At 63.0% G+C, this 21,004-nt stretch carries 19 protein-coding genes; 6 read left to right on the top strand and 13 right to left on the bottom strand.

The features are described from left to right. Positions 1-176: 176 nt before the first annotated feature. Positions 177-590, top strand: a complete 414-nt coding sequence (locus FJ949_RS07575; RefSeq protein WP_140494673.1) for a hypothetical protein — start codon at positions 177-179, stop codon at positions 588-590. Between the two features lie 101 nt (positions 591-691). Here FJ949_RS07575 and pepN read toward each other — a convergent pair whose 3' ends face one another. Continuing rightward, positions 692-3,337: an aminopeptidase N gene (pepN, locus tag FJ949_RS07570; RefSeq protein ID WP_140494671.1), complete on the bottom strand. Its 2,646-nt coding sequence runs from the start codon at positions 3,335-3,337 to the stop codon at positions 692-694. A 222-nt stretch (positions 3,338-3,559) separates the two neighbouring features. On the opposite strand from pepN, the gene FJ949_RS07565 reads away from it, so the two are divergent. After that, the gene (locus FJ949_RS07565; RefSeq protein WP_140494669.1) at positions 3,560-4,522 is read left to right on the top strand and encodes a DMT family transporter; all 963 of its coding nucleotides are present in this window, start codon (positions 3,560-3,562) and stop codon (positions 4,520-4,522) included. Positions 4,523-4,531: 9 nt separating this feature from the next. Here FJ949_RS07565 and FJ949_RS07560 read toward each other — a convergent pair whose 3' ends face one another. The 3 genes from FJ949_RS07560 to FJ949_RS07550 all read right to left on the bottom strand — a co-directional run bounded on the left by FJ949_RS07560 (position 4,532) and on the right by FJ949_RS07550 (position 7,010). Then, entirely contained in the window at positions 4,532-5,335 is an 804-nt protein-coding gene (locus FJ949_RS07560; RefSeq protein WP_140494665.1) for a helix-turn-helix transcriptional regulator, read from the bottom strand. Positions 5,336-5,383: 48 nt separating this feature from the next. Beyond that, on the bottom strand, positions 5,384-6,256 hold the full coding sequence (locus FJ949_RS07555) for a uracil-DNA glycosylase (protein WP_140494662.1): 873 nt from the start codon (positions 6,254-6,256) through the stop codon (positions 5,384-5,386). A gap of 109 nt (positions 6,257-6,365) precedes the next feature. Continuing rightward, positions 6,366-7,010 (bottom strand): hypothetical protein, encoded by a 645-nt coding sequence (locus FJ949_RS07550; RefSeq protein ID WP_140494659.1) that lies wholly within the window; start codon positions 7,008-7,010, stop codon positions 6,366-6,368. 198 nt (positions 7,011-7,208) lie between these two features. On the opposite strand from FJ949_RS07550, the gene FJ949_RS07545 reads away from it, so the two are divergent. Continuing rightward, a complete protein-coding gene (locus FJ949_RS07545; protein WP_140494657.1) occupies positions 7,209-8,888 on the top strand; it encodes an electron transfer flavoprotein-ubiquinone oxidoreductase in 1,680 nt (559 codons plus the stop codon). Positions 8,889-9,025: 137 nt separating this feature from the next. Further along, positions 9,026-9,619 carry a DUF922 domain-containing protein gene (locus FJ949_RS07540; protein ID WP_140494655.1) on the top strand — a complete coding sequence of 198 codons (594 nt, stop codon included), beginning with the start codon at positions 9,026-9,028 and terminating at the stop codon, positions 9,617-9,619. 13 nt (positions 9,620-9,632) lie between these two features. Here the strand turns inward: FJ949_RS07540 and FJ949_RS07535 are convergent, their stop codons facing one another. The 5 genes from FJ949_RS07535 to FJ949_RS07520 form a co-directional block, all read right to left on the bottom strand. After that, positions 9,633-10,661, bottom strand: a complete 1,029-nt coding sequence (locus FJ949_RS07535; protein ID WP_140494653.1) for an endonuclease/exonuclease/phosphatase family protein — start codon at positions 10,659-10,661, stop codon at positions 9,633-9,635. A 141-nt stretch (positions 10,662-10,802) separates the two neighbouring features. After that, a complete protein-coding gene (locus FJ949_RS07530) occupies positions 10,803-12,263 on the bottom strand; it encodes an AMP nucleosidase (RefSeq protein ID WP_224519193.1) in 1,461 nt (486 codons plus the stop codon). Positions 12,264-12,364: 101 nt separating this feature from the next. Next, the gene (locus FJ949_RS07525) at positions 12,365-12,559 is read right to left on the bottom strand and encodes a hypothetical protein (RefSeq protein ID WP_140494649.1); all 195 of its coding nucleotides are present in this window, start codon (positions 12,557-12,559) and stop codon (positions 12,365-12,367) included. Between the two features lie 53 nt (positions 12,560-12,612). Then, a complete protein-coding gene (locus tag FJ949_RS30260; RefSeq protein ID WP_181169517.1) occupies positions 12,613-12,771 on the bottom strand; it encodes a hypothetical protein in 159 nt (52 codons plus the stop codon). Positions 12,772-12,978: 207 nt separating this feature from the next. Further along, on the bottom strand, positions 12,979-13,320 hold the full coding sequence (locus FJ949_RS07520; protein WP_140494647.1) for a DUF2147 domain-containing protein: 342 nt from the start codon (positions 13,318-13,320) through the stop codon (positions 12,979-12,981). A 445-nt stretch (positions 13,321-13,765) separates the two neighbouring features. Between FJ949_RS07520 and FJ949_RS07515 the strand changes: the two genes are divergently transcribed. Together FJ949_RS07515 and FJ949_RS07510 are read left to right on the top strand one after the other, a co-directional pair. Continuing rightward, a complete protein-coding gene (locus FJ949_RS07515) occupies positions 13,766-14,032 on the top strand; it encodes a sel1 repeat family protein (RefSeq protein ID WP_010915070.1) in 267 nt (88 codons plus the stop codon). 398 nt (positions 14,033-14,430) lie between these two features. After that, positions 14,431-15,552 carry a branched-chain amino acid ABC transporter substrate-binding protein gene (locus FJ949_RS07510; RefSeq protein ID WP_140494645.1) on the top strand — a complete coding sequence of 374 codons (1,122 nt, stop codon included), beginning with the start codon at positions 14,431-14,433 and terminating at the stop codon, positions 15,550-15,552. A gap of 153 nt (positions 15,553-15,705) precedes the next feature. Here the strand turns inward: FJ949_RS07510 and FJ949_RS07505 are convergent, their stop codons facing one another. The 4 genes from FJ949_RS07505 to FJ949_RS07490 are packed head-to-tail and all read right to left on the bottom strand — an operon-like array spanning position 15,706 to position 20,986. Further along, positions 15,706-17,667 carry an acetyl/propionyl/methylcrotonyl-CoA carboxylase subunit alpha gene (locus FJ949_RS07505; RefSeq protein WP_140494642.1) on the bottom strand — a complete coding sequence of 654 codons (1,962 nt, stop codon included), beginning with the start codon at positions 17,665-17,667 and terminating at the stop codon, positions 15,706-15,708. Then, a complete protein-coding gene (locus FJ949_RS07500) occupies positions 17,649-18,212 on the bottom strand; it encodes an O-acetyl-ADP-ribose deacetylase (protein ID WP_140494640.1) in 564 nt (187 codons plus the stop codon). The genes FJ949_RS07505 and FJ949_RS07500 overlap by 19 nt, the downstream gene beginning before the upstream one ends. Before the next feature lies 1 nt (position 18,213). Further along, positions 18,214-19,821 (bottom strand): carboxyl transferase domain-containing protein, encoded by a 1,608-nt coding sequence (locus FJ949_RS07495; RefSeq protein ID WP_140494638.1) that lies wholly within the window; start codon positions 19,819-19,821, stop codon positions 18,214-18,216. 1 nt (position 19,822) lies between these two features. Next, positions 19,823-20,986: an isovaleryl-CoA dehydrogenase gene (locus tag FJ949_RS07490; RefSeq protein WP_140494636.1), complete on the bottom strand. Its 1,164-nt coding sequence runs from the start codon at positions 20,984-20,986 to the stop codon at positions 19,823-19,825. Positions 20,987-21,004: the final 18 nt, after the last annotated feature.

Below are 21,004 nucleotides of genomic sequence, written 5' to 3'. Positions count from 1 at the left end.
AAGAATCAAAGGTGATTCGCCTTGTCCAGTGGTCCGGCGAAAAAAGATTAAAAATCGACTAAAATAGCGGCTTTTCCGCCAACCGAGCAGAGGCATGCGATGGCGATTACCGTGGAAAGGGAATAATATTAGAAATCACGCATATTCCGTGCGGGATTGCACATTGGGAGGAAAGCATGAATCGCAGATCTGCAATTGCTCTCGGCGTGTCAGCGGCAGCGGTAACGCCTTTGTTCGCCCTGGCGGCGTCGGCAAAAACGAGGACATACGGCCCGAAGGAGGGCAAGGAGATTGCGCCCGGCATCAGAGTGGTGGAGGTAGGCACGGGAAACTCAGACATTCCTGCCTACAAAAGCATCTCAATCGTCGATGTCGTGTTTCAGCCCGGCACACATGCGCCTGCGATGGTGATGGACAACGACATGGTATGCACCATCACTGCGGGCGAATTCACGATCAAGAAGGCCGACAAGGAGTTCAAGCTCAAGGAAGGCGACATATACACTTGCGCCAAGGGCAAGACCGACGAGGCGACGAATACGAGCGCCGAGGTCGGCATACATCGCATCGCCATGTTGATACCCGCGTAGGGAGGCGGGAATCCGTTCGAGCAGCAGAAGCACAGCCTGACGGGCCGGTGGCGTTGCCTTGGCATTGCCGCCGACCACCATGGTGGCCGCTTGGGTCTGGCTCACGCCAGCGTACGCTCGACGATATCGCTTAAATCCGCCGACAGGTTTTCGGCATTGGCAATCGAAAGCAGCGCTTCCCTGGCCTTGGCCTGCCGGCCAGGTTCGAGCGAACGCCACGACCGGAGCGCCGTTGCCAACCTTGCCGCCACCTGCGGATTGCGTTTTTCGACCTCGAGCACGGTCTGCGTGAAGAATCGGTAGCCTTCGCCGTCGGCGCGGTGGAATCCGGTCTGGTTGGCACTGGAGAATGTGCCGATCAACGAGCGCACCCGGTTCGGATTGGCCATCGAGAAGGCCGGATGCGTGGTCAGGGCGCGAACCGTCTCCACCGCCTGCGGACCGGGTACGCTGGCCTGAATCTGGAACCATTTGTCCATCACAAGCGGGTCGGACGCATATGTCGCTTCGAAAGCCGCCAGTGCCTTGTTTGCCTCCGGCGAACCATGGTGGCGGTGCGCCAGCACGGTCAGTGCCGCCGCGCGGTCAGTCATATTGGTGGCCGACCGGAAGTGCTCCGCCGCAAGCCCGGCGCCATCTGACAGCAGCGAGAGATAATCGAGCATGACGTTGCGCAGCGCCCGCCGTCCGGCGGAAGCTGCGTCCGGGCTGAACGGGCCGGCGTCGGCAAGCCGCTCGTAGAGGCCGGCGAACGCGTCGCGGTTAGCCCTGGCGATTGCCAGCGCCAGCGCCTCGCGCGCAGCGAAGATGGCGTTGGGTTCGATGTTTTTGCCGATGTCGCGCGCTATGTCGGTCTCGCCCGGAAGCGAAAGCGCCAGCGCCCGGTAGGCCGGCTCCAGCGTCTCGTCGCTCGCGATCCTGCCGGCAAGCTCGGTCAGCCGCGCGGTGAAGCCAGGCTCGGCGCCGTCGAGAATCTGGCGGAAGGCCAAGATCAATGCATCCGTAAGCAGCGTGTTGAAGGTCTGCCAGCGCGAGAAGCTGTCGCTGTCGTGGCCGGCAAGGAAGAATTGGTCATCGGTCTTCTGCTCGACGGCAAGCGTTATCGGCGCCGAGAAGCCGCGGTTCAGCGAAACCGCCGGACGCTCGGCGACGCCTGAGAAGCGCACCACATGCCGGCGCTTGCGGATGTGGATGATGCCGTCCTCGACGCTGGCGCCGTCGACCGCGTCATAGGCGACCGGCTCGCCGCCGGCGCCAATCAGACCGAAGGCGAGCGGTATGTGCATCAGTCGTTTGCGGCTTTCCGACGGGGTTGGCGGCACCGATTGCTCGATTTCCAGCGTGAATTCCCGCTCCGCCCGGTTATAGGTCGAGCTCACCGCCAGGTTAGGGGTGCCGGCCTGATGGTACCAGAGCGCGAATTGCGACAAGTCGCGGCCGGACACCTCCTCGAACACTGTCAGGAAATCCTCGATCGTCGCCGCCGTGCCGTCGTGCCGCTCGAAATAGAGGTCCATGCCGGCGCGAAAGCTATCAGGCCCGAGGATGGTACGGATCATGCGCACCACCTCCGAGCCTTTTTCGTAGACGGTCGCCGTGTAGAAATTATTGATCTCGCGATAGCGGCGCGGCCTGACCGGATGCGCCAGCGGCCCCTGGTCCTCGGGGAATTGATGCGCGCGCAGCGTGCGCACCTCGGCGATGCGCTTGACCGCACGCGAACGTTGGTCGGCGGAGAATTCGTGGTCGCGATAAACGGTCAGCCCTTCCTTCAGGCAAAGCTGGAACCAGTCGCGGCAAGTGATTCTATTGCCTGTCCAATTGTGGAAATACTCATGCGCGATGATCGCCTCGATATTGGCGAAATCGGCGTCCGTCGCGGTCTCCCGGTCGGCCAGCACATATTTGTCGTTGAAGACGTTGAGGCCCTTGTTCTCCATCGCCCCCATGTTGAAGTCGGACACGGCGACGATGTTGAAGACATCGAGGTCGTATTCGCGGCCGAATGCCTCCTCGTCCCATTGCATCGATCGCTTCAAGGCATCCATGGCGTAGCCGGCGAGCTTCTCCTTGCCGGGCTCGACATAGATGCCGAGCTCGACCGTGCGGCCGGACATGGTGACGAAACTGTCGGCGACCCGGCCGAGATTGCCGGCGACCAGCGCGAACAGATACGATGGCTTGGGGAAGGGATCGTGCCAAATGGCATAGTGCCAGCCATCGCCGAGATCGCCCTTGTCGACCCGGTTTCCGTTGGACAGAAGCAGCGGCGCCTCGTCGCGGCGGGCTTCGATCCGCACGGTGTAGACGGAAAGGATGTCGGGGCGGTCGAGGAAATAGGTGATGCGGCGGAAGCCCTCTGCTTCGCATTGCGTGCAATAGACGTTGCTTGAGCGGTAGAGGCCCATCAGCGCATCATTGCCCGACGGCGCCAGCTCGGTCTCGATCGACAGCCGAAAGCGACGCGCCGCCGGGGGCCTGAGGATGGTCAGTCGGTCGGGCGTCACGGCAAAATCCGTCGGCTTGGCTTTCCTGCCGTCGATCTCGACGCGCCTGAGCGTCAGCCCGTCGCCATCCAGCACAAGCGGCGTAGAGGCCGCGACGCCATCCCGGCGCTCGACGGTCAAAATTGCCGTGACGATCGTCGCCCCTGGCGAAAGACGGAATTCAAGGCTCGTTTCCGGAATGAGATAGTCGCTGGGGCGATAGTCTTCGAGTTTGAAGACCTGGCCAGTGTCGGTGCGCATTCCGTGGTTCCTGTCTTTCCGGGCCTGTCCTGCCCGTCCAAAAATTTGAAGTCCGCGCTCTTTACACGAACCGGCGCCTCGACAAAACTGCGACAAGGTCTATTCAGACCCTCCTTTCCAGCATCGCGAGGCAGTCATGGCCGCCGTCTACGACGTCAGGCATATCGAGAAACCGGCAACGCCGGCGCGTACCTGGGCAACCATGCGGGAAGCGGCGGGAGCGTGACAGCAGGCCCCGGCAACAGTGACAATACCGTAGGGCACAACACGCTCACTGGCATTATGCTGAAGATCGTCTCGGTGGCGGTCTTCGTCGGCATGTCGACCTGCATCAAGGCGGCGGGCACTGTGCCGGCGGGACAGATCGTCTTCTTCCGCTCCTTCTTCGCTATCTTTCCGATCATTGCCTTTCTGGCTTTCAAGGGAAATCTCGGCACGGCTTTCAGTACAAGCCGTCCGTTCAACCACATCGCGCGCGGCGTCGTCGGCGTCTGCGCCATGGGGCTCGGCTTCTTCGCGCTGACGCGGTTGCCGCTGCCAGAAGCAATCACGCTGAATTACGCCCAGCCACTGTTGGTGGTGGTGTTCAGCTCGATTTTCCTCGGCGAAGCCATTCGTGTCTATCGCTGGAGCGCGGTCGCCGTCGGCCTCGTCGGTGTGCTGATCATCTCCTGGCCGGAGCTGACGCTCCTGAGTTCCGGCGAGGCGCTCGATGACCAGGAGGTGCTCGGCGTCATCGCCGCATTGATAGCGGCGGCGATTTCGGCCGTCGCCATGCTGCTCGTGCGCAATCTCGTGCAAAGCGAGCGCACCGCCACGATTGTGCTTTGGTTTTCGGTCACCGCGAGCGTCATGGCGCTGCTGTCGCTGCCGTTTGGGTGGCAGGCGCTGACGCCGGGGCAGGCGGTCCTTCTTGTCGCCGCCGGCTTCTGCGGCGGCCTTGGCCAGATCCTGATGACCTCGGCTTACCGCCATGCCGAGGCATCGGTGGTGGCGCCGTTCGAATACACCTCGATGATCCTCGGCGTCTTGGTCGGCTATCTCGTCTTCGGCGATGTCGCCACGCTGAACACGCTGACCGGCGGTCTGATCGTCGTTGCCGCCGGCATCTTCATCATCTGGCGCGAACGTCAACTCGGCCTGGAACGCACCCGCACGCGCAAGGCCGCCCCGCCGCAGGGGTGATCAGCACCGTTAGGCCCGCTCTTTCGCCAATCTTACCAGCGCCGTCCGCGTCTGCTCGTCGGCCGGAAAGAAGGACTCGATCGCCAGCTCCGACAGCGTCACGTCCAGCGGCGTGCCGAACACGGTGATGGTGCTGATGAACGACAGCACCTGATCCCCATGGGCAAGCCGCAGCGGATGCACGATGCCGCTCGGCTCGACCCGCGCCGGCCGCCCACTCTTCAGGCCGGAGGGATAACCGCGCAACTCACGCTCCAGTTCGATCAGCACCGGATCGCCTGACGCGTCGTTCTGGTGCTTCAGGCGTTCCAGCAGGTGCGCCCGCCACTCCGCGAGATTGACGATGCGCGGCGCGACACCTCCAGGGTGCAGGCTGAGCCGCAGCACGTTGACTGGCGGCTTGAGCAGCGAGGGCTCGGAAACGTCGGCCAGGAACGGCCCAATGGCAGTGTTTGCCGAAACGAGGTTCCAGTGCCGGTCCACCGCGAGCGCCGGGAACGGCTCGTGCCCTCGAAGCACCGTCTCGACCGCCGCCATGGCCGGTGCCAGCGAAATGTCGGTCAGCGGCCTTTCGCTGAAGCTCGGCGCAAAGCCCGCCGCCAGCAAGAGCTGGTTGCGCTGGCGAAGCGGGATCGAAAGCTGCTCGGCCAGGTGTAGCACCATGTCGCGCGACGGCGCGGCCCGCCCGCTCTCGACGAAGCTCAGATGCCGCTGCGAGATATCGGCTTCCGTGGCGAGGTCGAGCTGGCTCATCCGGCGTCGGGTGCGCCATTCACGGATGAGGCTGCCGGCGGAGGTTTGAGGAGATGTCATGAGGGCATGGTTAGGGCGACGGCAGGCGCATTTCAATTACCCGGGAGGTCATGGCGCGGTGAGCGCGCTTAGCTTCGCCTTCACCTCGAGAAAATCCCGCCAGGCCAGCTTCTTGTGCGCCGGCGTCCTCAATAGATAGGCCGGGTGCAGCGTCGGCATCGCCGGAATAACGACGCCGGACGCTGTCGTGTGGGCGCGCCAGTTGCCGCGCAGCCGCAAGATGCCTTCGCTCGTATTCAGAAGGGTTTTGGCCGAGGGCCCGCCGAGATTGACCAGCACCTTCGGCTTGACCAGTTCGATCTGCCTTTCGATGAACGGCCGGCAGATCTCGGTTTCGTGCGGCGTCGGCGTGCGGTTTCCCGGCGGCCGCCAGGGGATGACATTGGCGATGTAGACGGATGTCCGGTCTAGCCCGATCGCGGCCAACATGCGGTCGAGCAGCCGGCCGGAGCGGCCGACGAAGGGCAGGCCTTCTATATCCTCGTCACGGCCGGGCGCCTCGCCGACCAGCATCACCGATGCATCCGGGTTGCCGTCGGCAAAGACCAGGTTCTTGGCGGTGAACTTCAGGTTGCAGCCGTCAAAAGTCGACATGTGCTGGCGAAGCTCGTCCAGCGTCGAGGCAGCCGAGGCCAATTCACGCGCCAGCGCCGCCTGCGCCTCGTCGGGTACCGCCGAAATGGGCGGGCGCGCCGGCGGAGCGTTAGGCACGGCGCTCGCATCGAGACGCGGTTGGGCGGGCCGCTCCGGTGCTCTGCTATCGCTCGGCGCGACAGCCGGCATCCGCTCCGCCGGCTTGGGCGCGGCTTCCGCGAAGCGGTTCACCGGCGCGTCCTCCAACGCCTCGTCGACGCCCGCGCTGGCATAGAAGGCGAGCAGCTCGGCGATATCAGGTCGGCTGTTTGGGGAAGCGGCAGTCATGGCGCCACCATCGTTCGACTGGTCGCATATTGCAAGTTGGTGATTGGGGACATTGGCACAACCGGGCAGTGACGGCCTGTCTGTGGCAGCGTCATACGCTCACCGCAACCTAACCCGTCGGTATGCGCGGGTCCTGCACCAGATAAAAGGTCCAGCGCGGCGTATAGTCGGTGATCAGGAATTCGAACCTGGCGGTCTTTAGCGGGTCGACCTTGCCGTTCTTGAACAGCAGACGGTCATACGGTTCAAAATCGCGGTCGAAATCGGCAAAATTGCTCGACCAGATATTGTCAGGCGTCTTGTTGCGCTGGTCGAACGAAAGTCCGTCGCCGAAGACGCTCGGCTGATTCAGGACCTCCTGAAGCTCGAACTGGAATTCGATCCAGGCCTGGCCGCTGTTGTTGAGCACGTCCAAGCGCAAATACATGATGCCGTTGGCGAACTCGCCCGCCTTGCCGAACGCCTGGATCGGCTTGGTTGCACGGATGGTCAACGTCACCGGCGTCGCCGAATTCAGCTCTTCGGTGATGACGAGCGGATCGTCCTTGGTGCCGGTGCCAGAAGCGCCGGTGATTTCGAACCCGCCAAGCTCGTCGGAGAAGGAATAGGCACCGGTGGCCCAGACCTTCACCTCGTCGGCAAGGGCATGGACCGGCGCCAGCAGGGGGAGGGCCGAAAGGAACGCCCGGCAGGCCCTGCCGGGCGTCGAAGGGAAGCGCGTTGATGAGAAGCCGGCTGGCCCAGGAATGCGCATGGTGCGAAGTATGGCCGATAAGCAAGCCGTCGAACAATTAAAAACGTACGCGTCGCGGGCAGGCCGGCGCATGCGCGACTTTTTGGCCAAATCCGCGTTGTCACAGACGCGCCGGTTTCCTGTCGCGACTTGATGCGCTATGCAGCGCAGGAGCCAGCAAGATACGCGCAATAGCGACAAGCCAGTGCGGAGGGGTTGATGAGCGATATCGAACGCGAAAGCATGGAATTCGACGTGGTGATCGTCGGTGCGGGCCCGGCCGGCCTCGCCGCCGCCATCCGCCTGAAGCAAGTCAATCCCGAGCTTTCCGTGGTCGTGCTGGAAAAGGGCGGTGAGGTTGGTGCCCACATCTTGTCAGGCGCCGTCGTCGATCCGATCGGCATCGACCGGTTGCTGCCGGGCTGGCGCGACGAACAAGACCATCCATTCAAAACGCCGGTCACGGCGGACCATTTCCTGGTGCTTGGCCCCGCCGGCTCTTTCCGCCTGCCCAACATGATGATGCCGCCTCTGATGAACAATCACGGCAACTACATCGTCTCGCTTGGCAATGTCTGCCGCTGGCTGGCGGCCAAGGCCGAGGCGCTCGGCGTGGAAATCTATCCGGGGTTCGCCGCGGCCGGCCTGCTCTATAACGAGGAAGGCGCCGTCACCGGGGTTGTCACCGGCGACATGGGCGTCGAAAAGGATGGCACACACGGCCCGGGTTTCGCGCCGGGCATGGCGCTGATGGGCAAATATGTGCTGATCGGAGAGGGCGCGCGCGGCTCGCTCGCCAAGCAGTTGATCGCCAGGTTCAGGCTTTCCGAGGGCCGCGAGCCGGGCAAATACGGCATCGGCCTCAAGGAACTGTGGCAGGTCAAGCCGGAGAAGCACAGGCCGGGTCTCGTCCAGCACTCCTTCGGCTGGCCGCTCGATCTCAAGACCGGCGGCGGCTCTTTCCTCTATCATCTGGACGACAATCAGGTGGCGGTGGGCTTCGTCGTCCACCTCAATTACAAGAACCCCTGGCTGTCGCCGTTCGAGGAGTTCCAGCGCTTCAAGACCCACCCGGCGATCAGCGGTACTTTCGAGGGCGCCAGGCGGTTGGGCTATGGCGCGCGCGCGATTACCGAAGGCGGCTGGCAGTCGGTACCGAAACTGTGCTTCCCGGGTGGCGCGTTGATGGGCTGCGCCGCCGGCCTCGTAAACGTCCCGCGCATCAAGGGCTCGCACAATGCCGTGTTGTCGGGAATGCTGGCGGCCGAGCATGTCGCCGAGGCAATCGCCGCCGGCCGCGCCAATGACGAGCTCTCCGCTTACGAAGCCGCGTGGCGGGCGACAGACATCGGCAAGGATCTGAAGAAGGTGCGCAACGTCAAGCCGCTGTGGTCGCGCTTCGGCACCATCGCCGGCGTCGCCATTGGCGGGCTGGACATGTGGCTGAACACTTTGTTCGGCTTCTCGCCCTTCGGCACGCTGAAGCATGGCAAGGCCGACTATGCCACGCTAGAGCCTGCCGCGAAGCACAAGAAAATAGACTATCCCAAGGCCGATGGCGTGCTGACCTTTGACCGCTTGTCCTCGGTGTTCCTGTCCAACACCAACCACGAGGAAAACGAGCCGGTGCATCTGCTGGTCGCGGACATGGAGCTGCAGAAGCGTTCCGAGCATGACGTCTTTGCCGGACCTTCGACGCGCTACTGCCCGGCAGGCGTCTACGAATGGGTCGACAAGGACGGCAATGCCGCTGCCGATCCGGCGGCCAAGGACGTGCGCTTTATCATCAACGCGCAGAACTGCGTCCACTGCAAGACCTGCGACATCAAGGATCCGAACCAGAATATCGACTGGGTGCCGCCGCAAGGTGGCGAAGGCCCGGTCTATCAGAACATGTGAGCGTGCCCGGCTAAGCCGTCACGAAAACATGCGAGCGGCGGCGGACTTGTCTGTCGCCGTCGACCGCCTGCCTCGATCAAGCCCGTTGAAGCCTTCCGCCGAGTGTGGTCTGCTCGGCTCCGACAAAGGAGGCGGACATGCGCCTGACCAGCCCGACGATGCTCGCCATGGCCTTCATGCTGCTTTGCGCATCAGCCGCGTCGGCGGGCACAAAGCTCACCGTTCACATCCGCACCTATGATGTCGCTGGAAATACCGGAGCCGCCCTTGTCGAGGCAATGGACCGGCTGGGACCCAAGCACGGCTATATGGCGCGTGCCATCGCCGAAACCGGTTACGCCGTGCATTGGGATCTCAATATCGTCCGGAAGGATGGTGCCTGCCATCTGCGGCAGGCCAACGGGACGCTCAACCTGACCTACACTTTCCCGCGGCTCTCGTCGGCAAGCCCTGTCCTGCGCAAGCGTTGGGACCTTTTCATGATCGGCGTTCGCAAGCACGAGCAGACGCATGGCGGTATCGCGAGGCGGATGATGCGGGCCACCGAGACCGCGCTTGCCGGCCTGCGGCGCCCGGACAACTGGTTCTGCACCGGCACGCATCTCGAGGCGCGGCGCCGGATCAAGGCCATCTATGTCGAATACGAAGCCAAGCAGAACGCTTTCGATGCGCGCGAGCATCGCGGCGGCGGGCCTGTCGAGCACCTTGTCGAAGCGTTGACCAAACCCTGAGAATGCCGAAGCATCAACCGCGCGGATTGTTTTCAAGGTCGCTCGCCGCGAGCGCGCTCTCATGCTCGTCATGGGGCAGCCTGTCGTCGGGGCGAAGCGAGAACTCCACGAGTACGGGAAGATGGTCGGAGCCGGTATCTTCCAGTCGCGTTGACGACAGAATGGTCACGCCGCCCTTGCTGAACGCCTGGTCGATCGGGAGGCCTGCATAGCGGCGCAGGAAGTCGGGCAGCTTCCGGTGAATCCAGGTCGACCCGGCCGACGGCATGACCGTCAGTCCGCCGAGAGCGGCGACGCGCCGCACCGCGGCGCTCCATGGCACCGCGTTGCAATCGCCGGCCATGATGGCGGTTTGGCCGAGCGATGAAAGCTGCTCCGAGAGTTCGCCGATCTGCCAATACTGTTCCCGCGGCCACGGCCAGCTGAGATGGATGGCGGCGACGTCGGCGCTCCTGCCGCCGAAATCGATGGTCGCAACGGCCATTGCGCCCCGGCGCTCGCAATGTGGCGCGGTGCCGGCGAGAAAGGGCCGCCGCGAGAGCAGCGCGACGCCGAATACGCCGTTGGGATAGGGACAGAGGATCCGGTATGGATAGGCGCTGGCGATGTAGCCAAGCTCCGTCGCCCACATCGCCGACACCTCGTCCAGGGTGATGACGTCGGGATTGGTCCGGCCGATCAGTGACAGCACTTTTTTCGGCGTCGGGTTGTCGTAGCGCAGATTCATCTGCAGCAGGCTGTAGACTACCTGGTCGGTGGGTTTGGCGACCGCCTGAACCGGCCACGGCCGGGGCAAGGCGGTCGAAGCGGTGGCAAGAGCGGCCACGGCAAAAACCAGGGCCGCGGCCGCTTGCACGCGAAACGATGTCGCCAGCAGCGGCAGCGCGCAAAGCGCCATCAGCACGGCGAGGTGAATGCGGAAATGCGAAAAGGAATCGAGCGCCGGGTGCAACGCGCCTAAGAAGCCGGCCACCAGCGCGACCGAGAGCGTCATCATCACGATGAATACCAGTGAAGCCGCCATGTCTTGACTGCGTTTCATCGGATCAGATCTGCATGAGTTGCCTGCGATGGTCCCCGCCCGGTTATCGGCAAAAATGCGGCTCAATCAAGATAGCGAATTGCCGGCAAGATGGCGAATCGCCGGCAAGACGGCGAATGGCTCTGGCGGCGCGCAGATCGGCTACTGGAAGGCCGTTTCCGAAAAACTTCTGAGCTTGCGCGAATGCAGCCGCTCCATCGGCATTTCCGAAAGCTTTTCCATCGCCCTGATGCCGATGGTGAGGTGCTGCGCCACCTGCCGCTTGTAGAATTCGGTCGCCATACCGGGCAGCTTCAGTTCGCCATGCAGCGGCTTGTCGGAGACACACAAGAGCGTGCCGTAAGGCACGCGGAAGCGGAAGCCATTGGCCGCGATCGTTGCCGATTCCATGTCAAGTGCGATCGCCCTCGACTGCGAAAGCCGCTGCACCGGTCCGCGCTGGTCGCGCAGTTCCCAGTTGCGGTTGTCAATGGTGGCTACAGTGCCGGTGCGCATGATGCGCTTGAGATCGTACCCGGACAGGCCGGTGACTTCGGCCACCGCTTCCTGCAATGCCACCTGGATTTCGGCCAGCGGCGGGATCGGCACCCAGACCGGCAGGTCGTCGTCCAGCACGTGATCCTCGCGCACATAGGCATGCGCCAGCACATAATCGCCCAGCGCCTGCGTATTGCGCAGGCCCGCGCAATGGCCGAGCATCACCCAGGCATGCGGCCTCAGCACAGCGATATGATCGGTGATCGTCTTGGCGTTGGAGGGTCCGACACCGATATTGACCATGGTGATCCCGCCATGGTTCGGCTTCTTCAAGTGGTAGGCCGGCATCTGCGGCAGGCGCTGCGGCGCCACCCCTTCGCTCGGGGCGCTCTGCCCGGCTTTGGTGACCACGTTGCCCGGTTCGATGAATTCGGCATATCCGCCGCCGCCATCCTCCATCAGGTCACGGGCGCGCGCCACGAACTCGTCGATATAGAACTGATAGTTGGTGAACAGCACGAAATTCTGGAAATGCTGCGGCGTGGTCGCGGTATAGTGCGACAGGCGGTGGAGCGAATAGTCGATCCGCTGCGCGGTGAAGGGCGCCAGCGGCCTTGGTTCTCCGAACGCCACTTCGAACGTGCCGTTGGCGATCTGGTCGTCTGTACCGTCGAGATCTGGCACGTCGAACAGGTCTCGGATAGGCCGCTGGATACGCTCGGCCGCGGTTCCGTCGACATGGGTGCCTTCGAGAAAGGCGAAATGCAGCGGGATCGGCGTTGTCGATTCCGAGACCGTGACCGCGACCCCGTGGTTGCGCATGATCAGACGCAATTGCTCGACCAGATAGCTTTCGAACAGGCTCGGCTGGGTGATGGTGGTGGAAAAATGCCCCGGCGTCGGCATGTGGCCATAGGCTTGGCGCGAATCGATCTGGGTGAACGAGTTGGTCGTGACGCCGATCTCCGGGTAGAAGGCGCGGTAGCGCTTGCTGCTGTCGCCGCCGGCGGCAAGCGCCGCGAAGGAGTCGCGCAGGAACTTGGTGTTGCGGTCATAAAGGGCTTGCAACGCCGCGACGGCCTTTTCTGCGGTGTCGAAGCTTTGCCGGCCAAAAGGCTCGGGCATGACGACAGATTCGATGGCTTGGGGATAGATTCGCTTTTCCATGGCTCAATATAGAGATTTGGAAAGGCGGTTGGGAGGGGTGTCCCGATCGAAGGCGCAATTTATCCGCGCTGCAGGCTGACCAGCAGCACGAAACCGACGCCCGACTTCTTCAGTGCTGGCGCGTCGATCGTGGAACCGGCATCGGCACGCATCATCGGTACGGCCAGGACCGGCGCGGCAAGAAACGCCAGGATGAGCGCCGCCCGCGGCAGAAGCCGAACGGTTTTGAAGAGGTTGGCGGCGATGCGGTTCATGGTCTTTGCTTTTCTTTCGAGGTCTTGGTTTGGTCAGGTCTTTGGTTTCTGTCTCAGGGGCGAAGGGTGGTCGGGCAGGCGAGGCGGCAGGTTCTGGAACTGGCCTCGTCCCAGGAACGGGCCGGACGGCCCGCTTCGGCGACGAGGATGGCGAAGAACATTCCAAACAGGCTCACCAGCAGGCAGACGATGGTGAAGCGGCGGGCGAGCATTGGTCGTGTCTCCTTCAATACGCAGGAGAATGCCCGGGCACGACTGAACCGGCTCTGATGCCGACGTTCATCTGCCGTTCAAATCGGTTGATGGATTTTGAGGCGGCGCTGGCCATAAGGAGCATGGCTGCCGGCACAGCATGCCAGGATCATGAAACGAAAACGGGGCCTGCCGGCCCCGTTTTCATGTCGCAAGGATGGGGTCGATCAGAGCTTGTGCCAGGTCTGGCTCTTGCAGATCAGCCCGCCGAGCACGCAACCGCTCATTTTCAGCGAGGTGCCCGATAGTGTCGCCTTGCCGGAGTAGGTCTTGTCGTTTGCCGGGTCGGTTATGTTGCCGGTGTATTTGTTGTCGCCGGACGCCTTGAGCGAACCGATGGTCTTGCCGGCATATTTGCCAGACTTCAGCGTGATGGAAAATGAACCCGAGCCCCCGATGGCCGCGGTATCGCCGGCCTGCGTCTTCCAGTTTCCCTCGATCGGATCGGCCCAGGCCAGACCGGTCAGGATCAAAGTGGCCGCCAGGGCCAGGCTTGCTTTTCGAAACATCTTTCCTCCCTTGGATACCGGCAGGAGGCTACGCCTCGCCGGTCTGCCGCTTACGCAAACGTAAGCTAATCCAGCTCCCTGCAAAACAAAAGCGGTGCCGCAGCGGAAGCTTTGGCAATTCAGATGCGCCGACGGAAGCAATGTCGGCAGGGAAATGAATGCATGCATGCGCGGCGTTTGTTTCGCGTGGTTAGCAGAGTGTTGATTCCGCCCGCGAAAATTGTCGTCAAATTTGGCGCTATCCGGCTGAATCGCTGGCTTTGTATCCTTAACGAATTTCCACGTTTACCTATTGTTTTAGCTTTGTTTTCCTCAAATTAAGCACGCCATTTAACGACGGATTCAAGCCTGAGCGGCATTCTCGAAAGCATCGAAAGAGCAGCCCGGGCAGACAAACGGAGGCAGCTCTCGGGAGCCAGACAGGGCCGGAAGAGAGGATTGAAAAATGGCACGTTTTGAAATGCTTGAAGCAGGCTTCGGCGCCATGGGGGCAACTGCCCAGGCCGACATTCTTTTCGAACTGGGGATGATGTATGCGACGGGCCGCGATTGCGAGACCGATGTCGTCGCCGCCCACAAATGGTTCAACATCGCCGCGATCAAGGGTTCGGCCCGCGCTGCGGAATTGCGTTCGGAACTGTCGGCTGCGATGTCGAAGGTCGAGATCGCCAAGGCGCTGCGCGAAGCCCGCGAATGGATGACGATGCACTGAATTTAGAGATAAGGCAGGGCGGCCTTCTGGTCCGCCAGGCAAGGACAAGGCCGCGGTAAGACGGCCACGTGACAAAACCAAGAACGCGGCACGCCCGACAGGGCCAGCGGCGCGGCGGCCATGATCCGGTTTCGGAAAGATCAGGGCCAGCAGGAAGACAGGGAAGGCGAGTTGGGTTCGAGTGCGGGGGCGCTTGAGAAACAGCTCGACAGGCAAAGCCGCGACCGGCCGGAACAAGGCCGGCGCGGCTTTTGCCTTTTTGCTCCAGAGATGCTCCGCAGGCCTAATCGAGCGCCGCCAATGCGCCTAGACAGGCCACACGAAGGATGAAATTGTCCGGCCTCTCTGGAAGAAGCGTGGCCGGGGCGGCCGCGCGTGAGTGGAGGAGTCATACCGCAATGAAAAAATTAAGTATTTTGAACGCGGCCATTTTCGGCCTGATGATGAGCGCGCCGGTCGCCTATGCCGACGACATCACCTTTTCGGTGGTCGGTCCGATGACCGGACAGCTCGCCACCATTGGCGATCAGTTCAAGCAGGGCGCGCAGGCTGCCGCCGACGCGATCAATGCTGCCGGCGGTGTCGACGGTCGCCAGATCAAGCTCGATATCGAGGATGACCAGTGCGACCCGAAGCAGGCGGTTTCGGTCGCCAACCGTATCGTCGCCAATGGCGTCAAGTTCATCGACGGCCACGCTTGCTCGGGTTCGAGCATTCCGGCTTCCGCCGTCTATGCCGAAGCCGGTGCCCTGATGATGAGCCCGGCCTCCTCGAACCCGGTGCTGACCGACGCCGCAGCGAAGGCCGGCTGGCCGACGATCATGCGCCTCTATACGCGTGACGATGCGCAGGGTGCCTTCATCGGCCCCTGGATCGCGAAGAAGTATGCCGGCAAGAACGTCGTCATCCTGCATGACAAGAGTGCCTACGGTCAGGGCGTTGCCGATGCGGTCAAGGCCACGATGAATGCCGGCGGCCTGAAGGAAGTGGACTATGAAGGCATCAATGCCGGCGAAAAGGACTATTCGGCGCTCGTCACCAAGCTCAAGGACCTCAAGGCCGACGTTGTCTATTTCGGCGGTTACCACCCGGAGGCTGGCCTGATCCTGCGCCAGTCGGCGGAACAGGGCATCAAGTTCCAGCTGATCATGCCGGATTCGATAGCCTCGCCGGAATTCTGGCAGGTTGCCGGCCCGGCCGGCGAAGGGACCATGTTCGTCTTCCCGTCGGATCCTCAGGCAAAGCCGGAAGCCAAGGCAGCCGTCGAGAAGATCAAAGCCGGCGGTTTCGTGCCGGAAGGCTTCACGCTATTCTCCTACGCCACGATCCAGGCCTTTGCGGAAGGCATCAAGCGTGCCGGCAGCGATGATCCGGCCAAGGTCGCCGAGGCGCTGAAGAACGGGCAGCCAATCAGCACGGTTGTCGGCAATGTCACCTTCGACGAGAAGGGCGACCTCAAGAACGCCAGCTACGACATCAACCAGTGGCACGACGGCAAGTATGCGCCGATCCAGCCGTAATCGCTGCCTATATCGATGAAATGGCCGGGCTCGTCCCGGCCATTTCATTTCTGCCTGTGTGTCTTGCCATGGACATATAACGGCGGTCGACATTCTACGGCGCCTCTCTCTGTCCGGCAGGACAGGGACGCTTGGCGTCCGGCAGCGAGGCTGTCAGCCTTGCATATCCTCGAACCGCACCAGCACAGTGCCGTCGGTAACCTGCGCGCCCTCGGTGGCGATCTCGGCGATCACGCCATCATGGGGCGCGGCGATGGTGTGCTCCATCTTCATCGCCTCGAGAATAAGCAGCGGTTGCCCCTTCATCACCGTATCGCCCTTTGTCGCCCGCACAAGCTTGACCAGTCCCGGCATCGGCGCGCGCAAACTGCCTGACGCCGCCGCCGCATCATCGCCTCTGGCCAACGGGTCCGGCACCGCGAACGTATAGCCGGCCGCGCCTTCGAATATCGTGATGTGGCCTGGCCAGCGGGCGAGGCGAGGAACGGCGCGAAGGTCATGCGAATTGGCGCTGTCATAGGGTGCATGGAGCGTCACCTGGGAACGCCGGTCTGGTCGTACCGAAACCCTTGCCAGAATATCGTCCTCGCCAAACTTCAGCCGGATCTGTCGTGCCATGCCATGGAAATGCGTGTAGCCGGCAAGTGACGACCATGGATCATCCGATGCCGGCAGCGCGCCCGCCCCGGAGGCCGCTATGGCCGCGGCCGCGACCGTTTCGCCGCTCGGCGGCGCAATCTCGGTCAGCGCCTGCTGGTGGCGGCCTATCAGGCCGGTATCGACGTCGCCCGCCGAAAAGTCCGGATCGGTCACCAGCGCGGCGAGGAAGGCGGTATTGACGATCGAACCGGCGACTTCGGTTCGCGCAAGCGCCGCGCCGAGTGCCTCCAGCGCAGCCGGCCTGTCCCCGCCATGCACCACCAGCTTGGCGATCATCGGATCATAATAGGGAGAAATGGCGTCGCCGGCCCGCACCCCGGTTTCGACACGCATGGCGGCCCCTTGGGGAACCATGTCGGGAAATTTCAGATGATGCAGCGTGCCGGTCGCAGGCAGAAACTCCCTTGCGGCATCCTCGGCATAGAGGCGCGCCTCGAAGGCGTGGCCGGCTAGCTTTATCTCGCCTTGCGTTTTCGGCAGCTTCTCGCCGGATGCGACCCGCAACTGCCATTCTACCAGATCAGTGCCGGTGACCATCTCGGTGACCGGGTGCTCGACCTGCAACCTCGTGTTCATCTCCATGAACCAGAAGCGGTCAGGCGTCAGGCCTTGCGAGGCATCGACGATGAATTCGATGGTGCCGGCACCGCAGTAGCTGATCGCCTTGGCGGCCTTCACCGCCGCCTCGGTCATCGCCTTGCGTAACGCCTCCGTCATGCCGGGGGCGGGGGCTTCCTCGATAACCTTCTGATGGCGTCGCTGCACCGAGCAGTCGCGTTCGAACAGATGGACGGCATTGCCGAAATTGTCGCCGAAAACCTGCACCTCGATGTGGCGCGGTTTGTCGATATATTTTTCCACCAGTACACGGTCGTCGCCAAAAGCGGATTTCGCCTCGCGTCGTGCGCTCGACAGCGCTTCGGAAAACTCGTCGGGGTGCTCGACCCGGCGCATGCCCTTGCCACCGCCGCCGGCCCGCGCCTTGATCAGCACGGGGTAGCCGATTTCGCGTGCCTTAGAGGCCAGGACCACGATCTCCTGTGCCTCGCCATGGTAGCCCGGCACGACGGGCACGCCGGCCTTTTCCATCAGCCGTTTGGCGGCATCCTTCAGCCCCATGGCGCGGATAGAGGCCGCCGACGGGCCGATGAAGGTGAGCCCCGCGGCCGCCACCTGGTCGACGAAATCAGGATTTTCCGACAGGAAGCCATAGCCGGGATGAACGGCTTGCGAGCCTGTCGCCAAGGCGGCCGCGACGATCTTGTCGCCGCGCAGATAGCTGTCGCTGACAGGCGAGGCACCGATATGTACCGCCTCGTCGGCCATCTCGACATGCAGGGATTTCGCATCGGCATCGGAATAGACGGCAACCGTGCGCACCCCCATCCTGCGCGCCGTGCGGATCACCCGGCATGCGATCTCGCCTCGGTTGGCGATCAGGATCTTTGTGAACATGAAACCTCCGTAGACTGCGTTCGCCTCGAGGAAGCAACGGCCTCACGGTATAGTTCGGCCATTTGTTCGTCGAAGCAGCAGAAGATGACGGTCTGCGGCGTCGTATTTCCGCTCAAGAAGCTATTTACAGCGCCGACTGCAATTGCTGCCGCCTCATCCCTCGGATAGCGGTAGATGCCCGTCGAGATCGCCGGAAAGGCGACCGAGCGGCATTCCTTATCGGCGGCGATTTCGAGCGAACGCCGATAGCAGGAGGCGAGCAACTCCGCCTCGCCCTTGCCGCCGCCCTGCCAGACTGGACCGACCGTATGGATGACGTAGCGGGCCGGCAGCCGATAGCCCTTGGTCAACTTTGCATCGCCGGTCTTGCAGCCGTTGAGCGTGCGGCATTCGGCGAGGAGTTCCGGCCCCGCCGCCCGGTGAATGGCGCCGTCGACCCCGCCGCCGCCGAGCAGCGAGGAATTGGCCGCGTTGACAATGGCGTCGACATCCAACTTGGTGATGTCGCCGACGTTAATGCGGATCCTGTCCTGCACCTCGCCCATTTCACATCCTGAACACGCCGAAGCGCGTTTCCTCGATCTCCGCGTTGAGCGCGGCCGAGAGGCTGAGCGCCAGCACCTCGCGCGTCTTGGCCGGATCGATGATGCCGTCGTCCCATAGCCTTGCGGAGGAATAGAGCGGGTGGCCTTCATGCTCGTATTTCATCAGGATCGGCTTCCTGAACTTCGCTTCTTCGTCAGCGCTCCATTCGCCGCCCTTGCGCTCGATACCCTCGCGCTTGACCATGGCCAGCACCGTCGCCGCCTGCTCGCCGCCCATCACCGAAATGCGGGCGTTCGGCCACATCCACAGGAAGCGGGGCGAGTAGGCGCGCCCGCACATGCCGTAGTTGCCGGCGCCGAACGAGCCGCCGATGATCACGGTGACCTTGGGCACGCGGGCGGTGGCGACTGCCATCACCAGCTTGGCGCCGTCCTTGGCGATGCCGCCTGCCTCATATTTGCGCCCCACCATGAAGCCGGTGATGTTCTGCAGGAACACCAGTGGAATCTTGCGTTGGCAGCACAGTTCGATGAAATGCGCGCCCTTCAGCGCGCTTTCGGAAAACAGCACGCCATTGTTGGCGATGATGCCGACCGGCATGCCGTGGAGATGGGCAAAGCCGGTGACGAGCGTGGTGCCGTAATTCTGCTTGAACTCATCGAACTCCGAACCGTCGACGAGGCGCGCGATCACCTCGCGCACGTCATAGGGCTGGCGCAGATCCGTCGGCACGATGCCGTAGATCTCATCTGCCGGATGAAGCGGCGGAATCGGTTTCTGGACGGCAAGGCTTACGGTCTTGTTCCGATTGAGGTTCTTGATGATGCGCCGGCAGATGGCCAGCGCATGCTCGTCGTCGAGCGCGTAGTGGTCGGCGACGCCGGAGAGCCGTGTATGGACGTCGGCGCCGCCGAGATCCTCGGCGCTGACGTCCTCGCCGGTGGCGGCCTTCACCAGCGGGGGACCGCCGAGGAAGATGGTCGCCTGGTTGCGCACCATGATCGTCTCGTCCGACATTGCCGGCACATAGGCGCCGCCCGCCGTGCACGAACCCATGACGCAGGCGATCTGCGGGATGCCTGAGGCGGACATGTTGGCCTGGTTGTAGAATATGCGCCCGAAATGCTCGCGGTCGGGAAACACCTCGTCCTGGTTGGGCAGGTTGGCGCCGCCGCTGTCGACCAGGTAGACGCAAGGCAGATTGTTCTGCAGCGCGATCTCCTGCGCGCGCAGATGCTTCTTCACCGTCAGCGGGTAATAGGTGCCGCCCTTCACCGTGGCGTCATTGACGACGACCATCACTTCCGTGCCTTCGACGCGCCCGATACCGGCGATGATGCCGGCGGAGGGAATGTCCTCGCCATACATCGACCATGCGGCGAACTGGCCGATCTCGAGAAAGGGCGACCCGGTGTCGAGCAATTGCGCCAGCCGCTCGCGCGGCAGCAGCTTGCCGCGCGCGACGTGTCGCTCGCGCGCCTCTTCCGAGCCACCGCGCTCGACGCTCGCGGCCTTTTCGGCGATATCGCCGACCAGCGCCCGCATGCGTTCGGCATTGGTGTGGAAGGTATCGGAGGAAGGGGAGATCTGGGTCCGGAGGACGGCCATGCTATACCCCCTCCGCCATGATCTCGCGGCCGATCAGCCATCGCCGGATTTCGCTGGTGCCGGCACCGATTTCGTAGAGCTTGGCGTCGCGCAGCAGCCGGCCGGTCGGATAATCGTTGATGTAGCCGTTGCCGCCCAGAAGCTGGAGCGCGTCAAGCGTCATCTGCGTTGCTTTTTCGGCGGCAAACAGAATGCAGCCTGCGGCGTCCTTGCGGGTGGTCTGGCCGCGGTCGCAGGCGGCGGCGACCGCGTAGACATAGGCGCGCGCGGCGTTCATCGTCGTGTACATGTCGGCGAGCTTGCCTTGCACCAGCTGGAATTCCCCGATCGCCTGGCCGAACTGCTTGCGCTCATGCACATAGGGGACCGCGACGTCGAGGCAGGCGGCCATCAGGCCGATCGGGCCACCGGCCAACACCGTGCGCTCGTAGTCGAGACCGGACATCAGCACCTCGACGCCACGCCCTTCCTCGTGCAGCACGTTGTCGAACGGCACCTCCACATTATCGAAAACCAGTTCGCCGGTGTTGGAGCCGCGCATGCCGAGCTTGTCGAGCTTTTGCGCGACCGAAAATCCGGCAAAGGCCTTTTCGACGATGAAGGCGGTGATACCACGCGCATGGCGCTCCGGATCGGTCTTGGCATAGACCACCAGCGTCTCGGCGTCCGGGCCGTTGGTGATCCACATCTTGGTGCCGTTGAGCACGTACCGGTCGTTGCGCTTTTCGGCGCGCAGCTTGAGCGAGACGACGTCGGAGCCGGCGCCGGGCTCCGACATGGCTAGCGCGCCGACGCGCTCGCCCGAGCAAAGCGGCGGCAGGAATTTCTCCTTCTGCGCGGGCGTTGCCCAGCGGTTGATCTGGTTGACGCAGAGATTGGAGTGGGCGCCGTAGGACAGGCCGACCGAAGCCGAGGCCCTTGATATCTCCTCGACCGCGATCACATGGGCGAGGTAACCCATGCCGCTGCCGCCGAACTCCGGATCGGCGGTGATGCCGAGGAGGCCGAGATTGCCGAGTTCCGTCCACAGATGCGCCGGGAATTCGTTCGAGCGGTCGATTTCCGCCGCGATCGGCGCGATCCTGTCCTGGGCGAAGCGCCGCACCAGCTCGCGCAATGCCTCGACATCCTCGTCATGCCCGAAGCTGAGCGTGTTCGTGTACATCCGGTTCCTCCTGCCGCA

It is taken from the genome of Mesorhizobium sp. B2-4-1 (genome assembly GCF_006442185.1).
Taxonomy (GTDB): domain Bacteria; phylum Pseudomonadota; class Alphaproteobacteria; order Rhizobiales; family Rhizobiaceae; genus Mesorhizobium.
The sequence above is the reverse complement of the archived record's forward strand: the minus strand, read 5'-3'. Positions and strand labels throughout refer to the sequence as shown.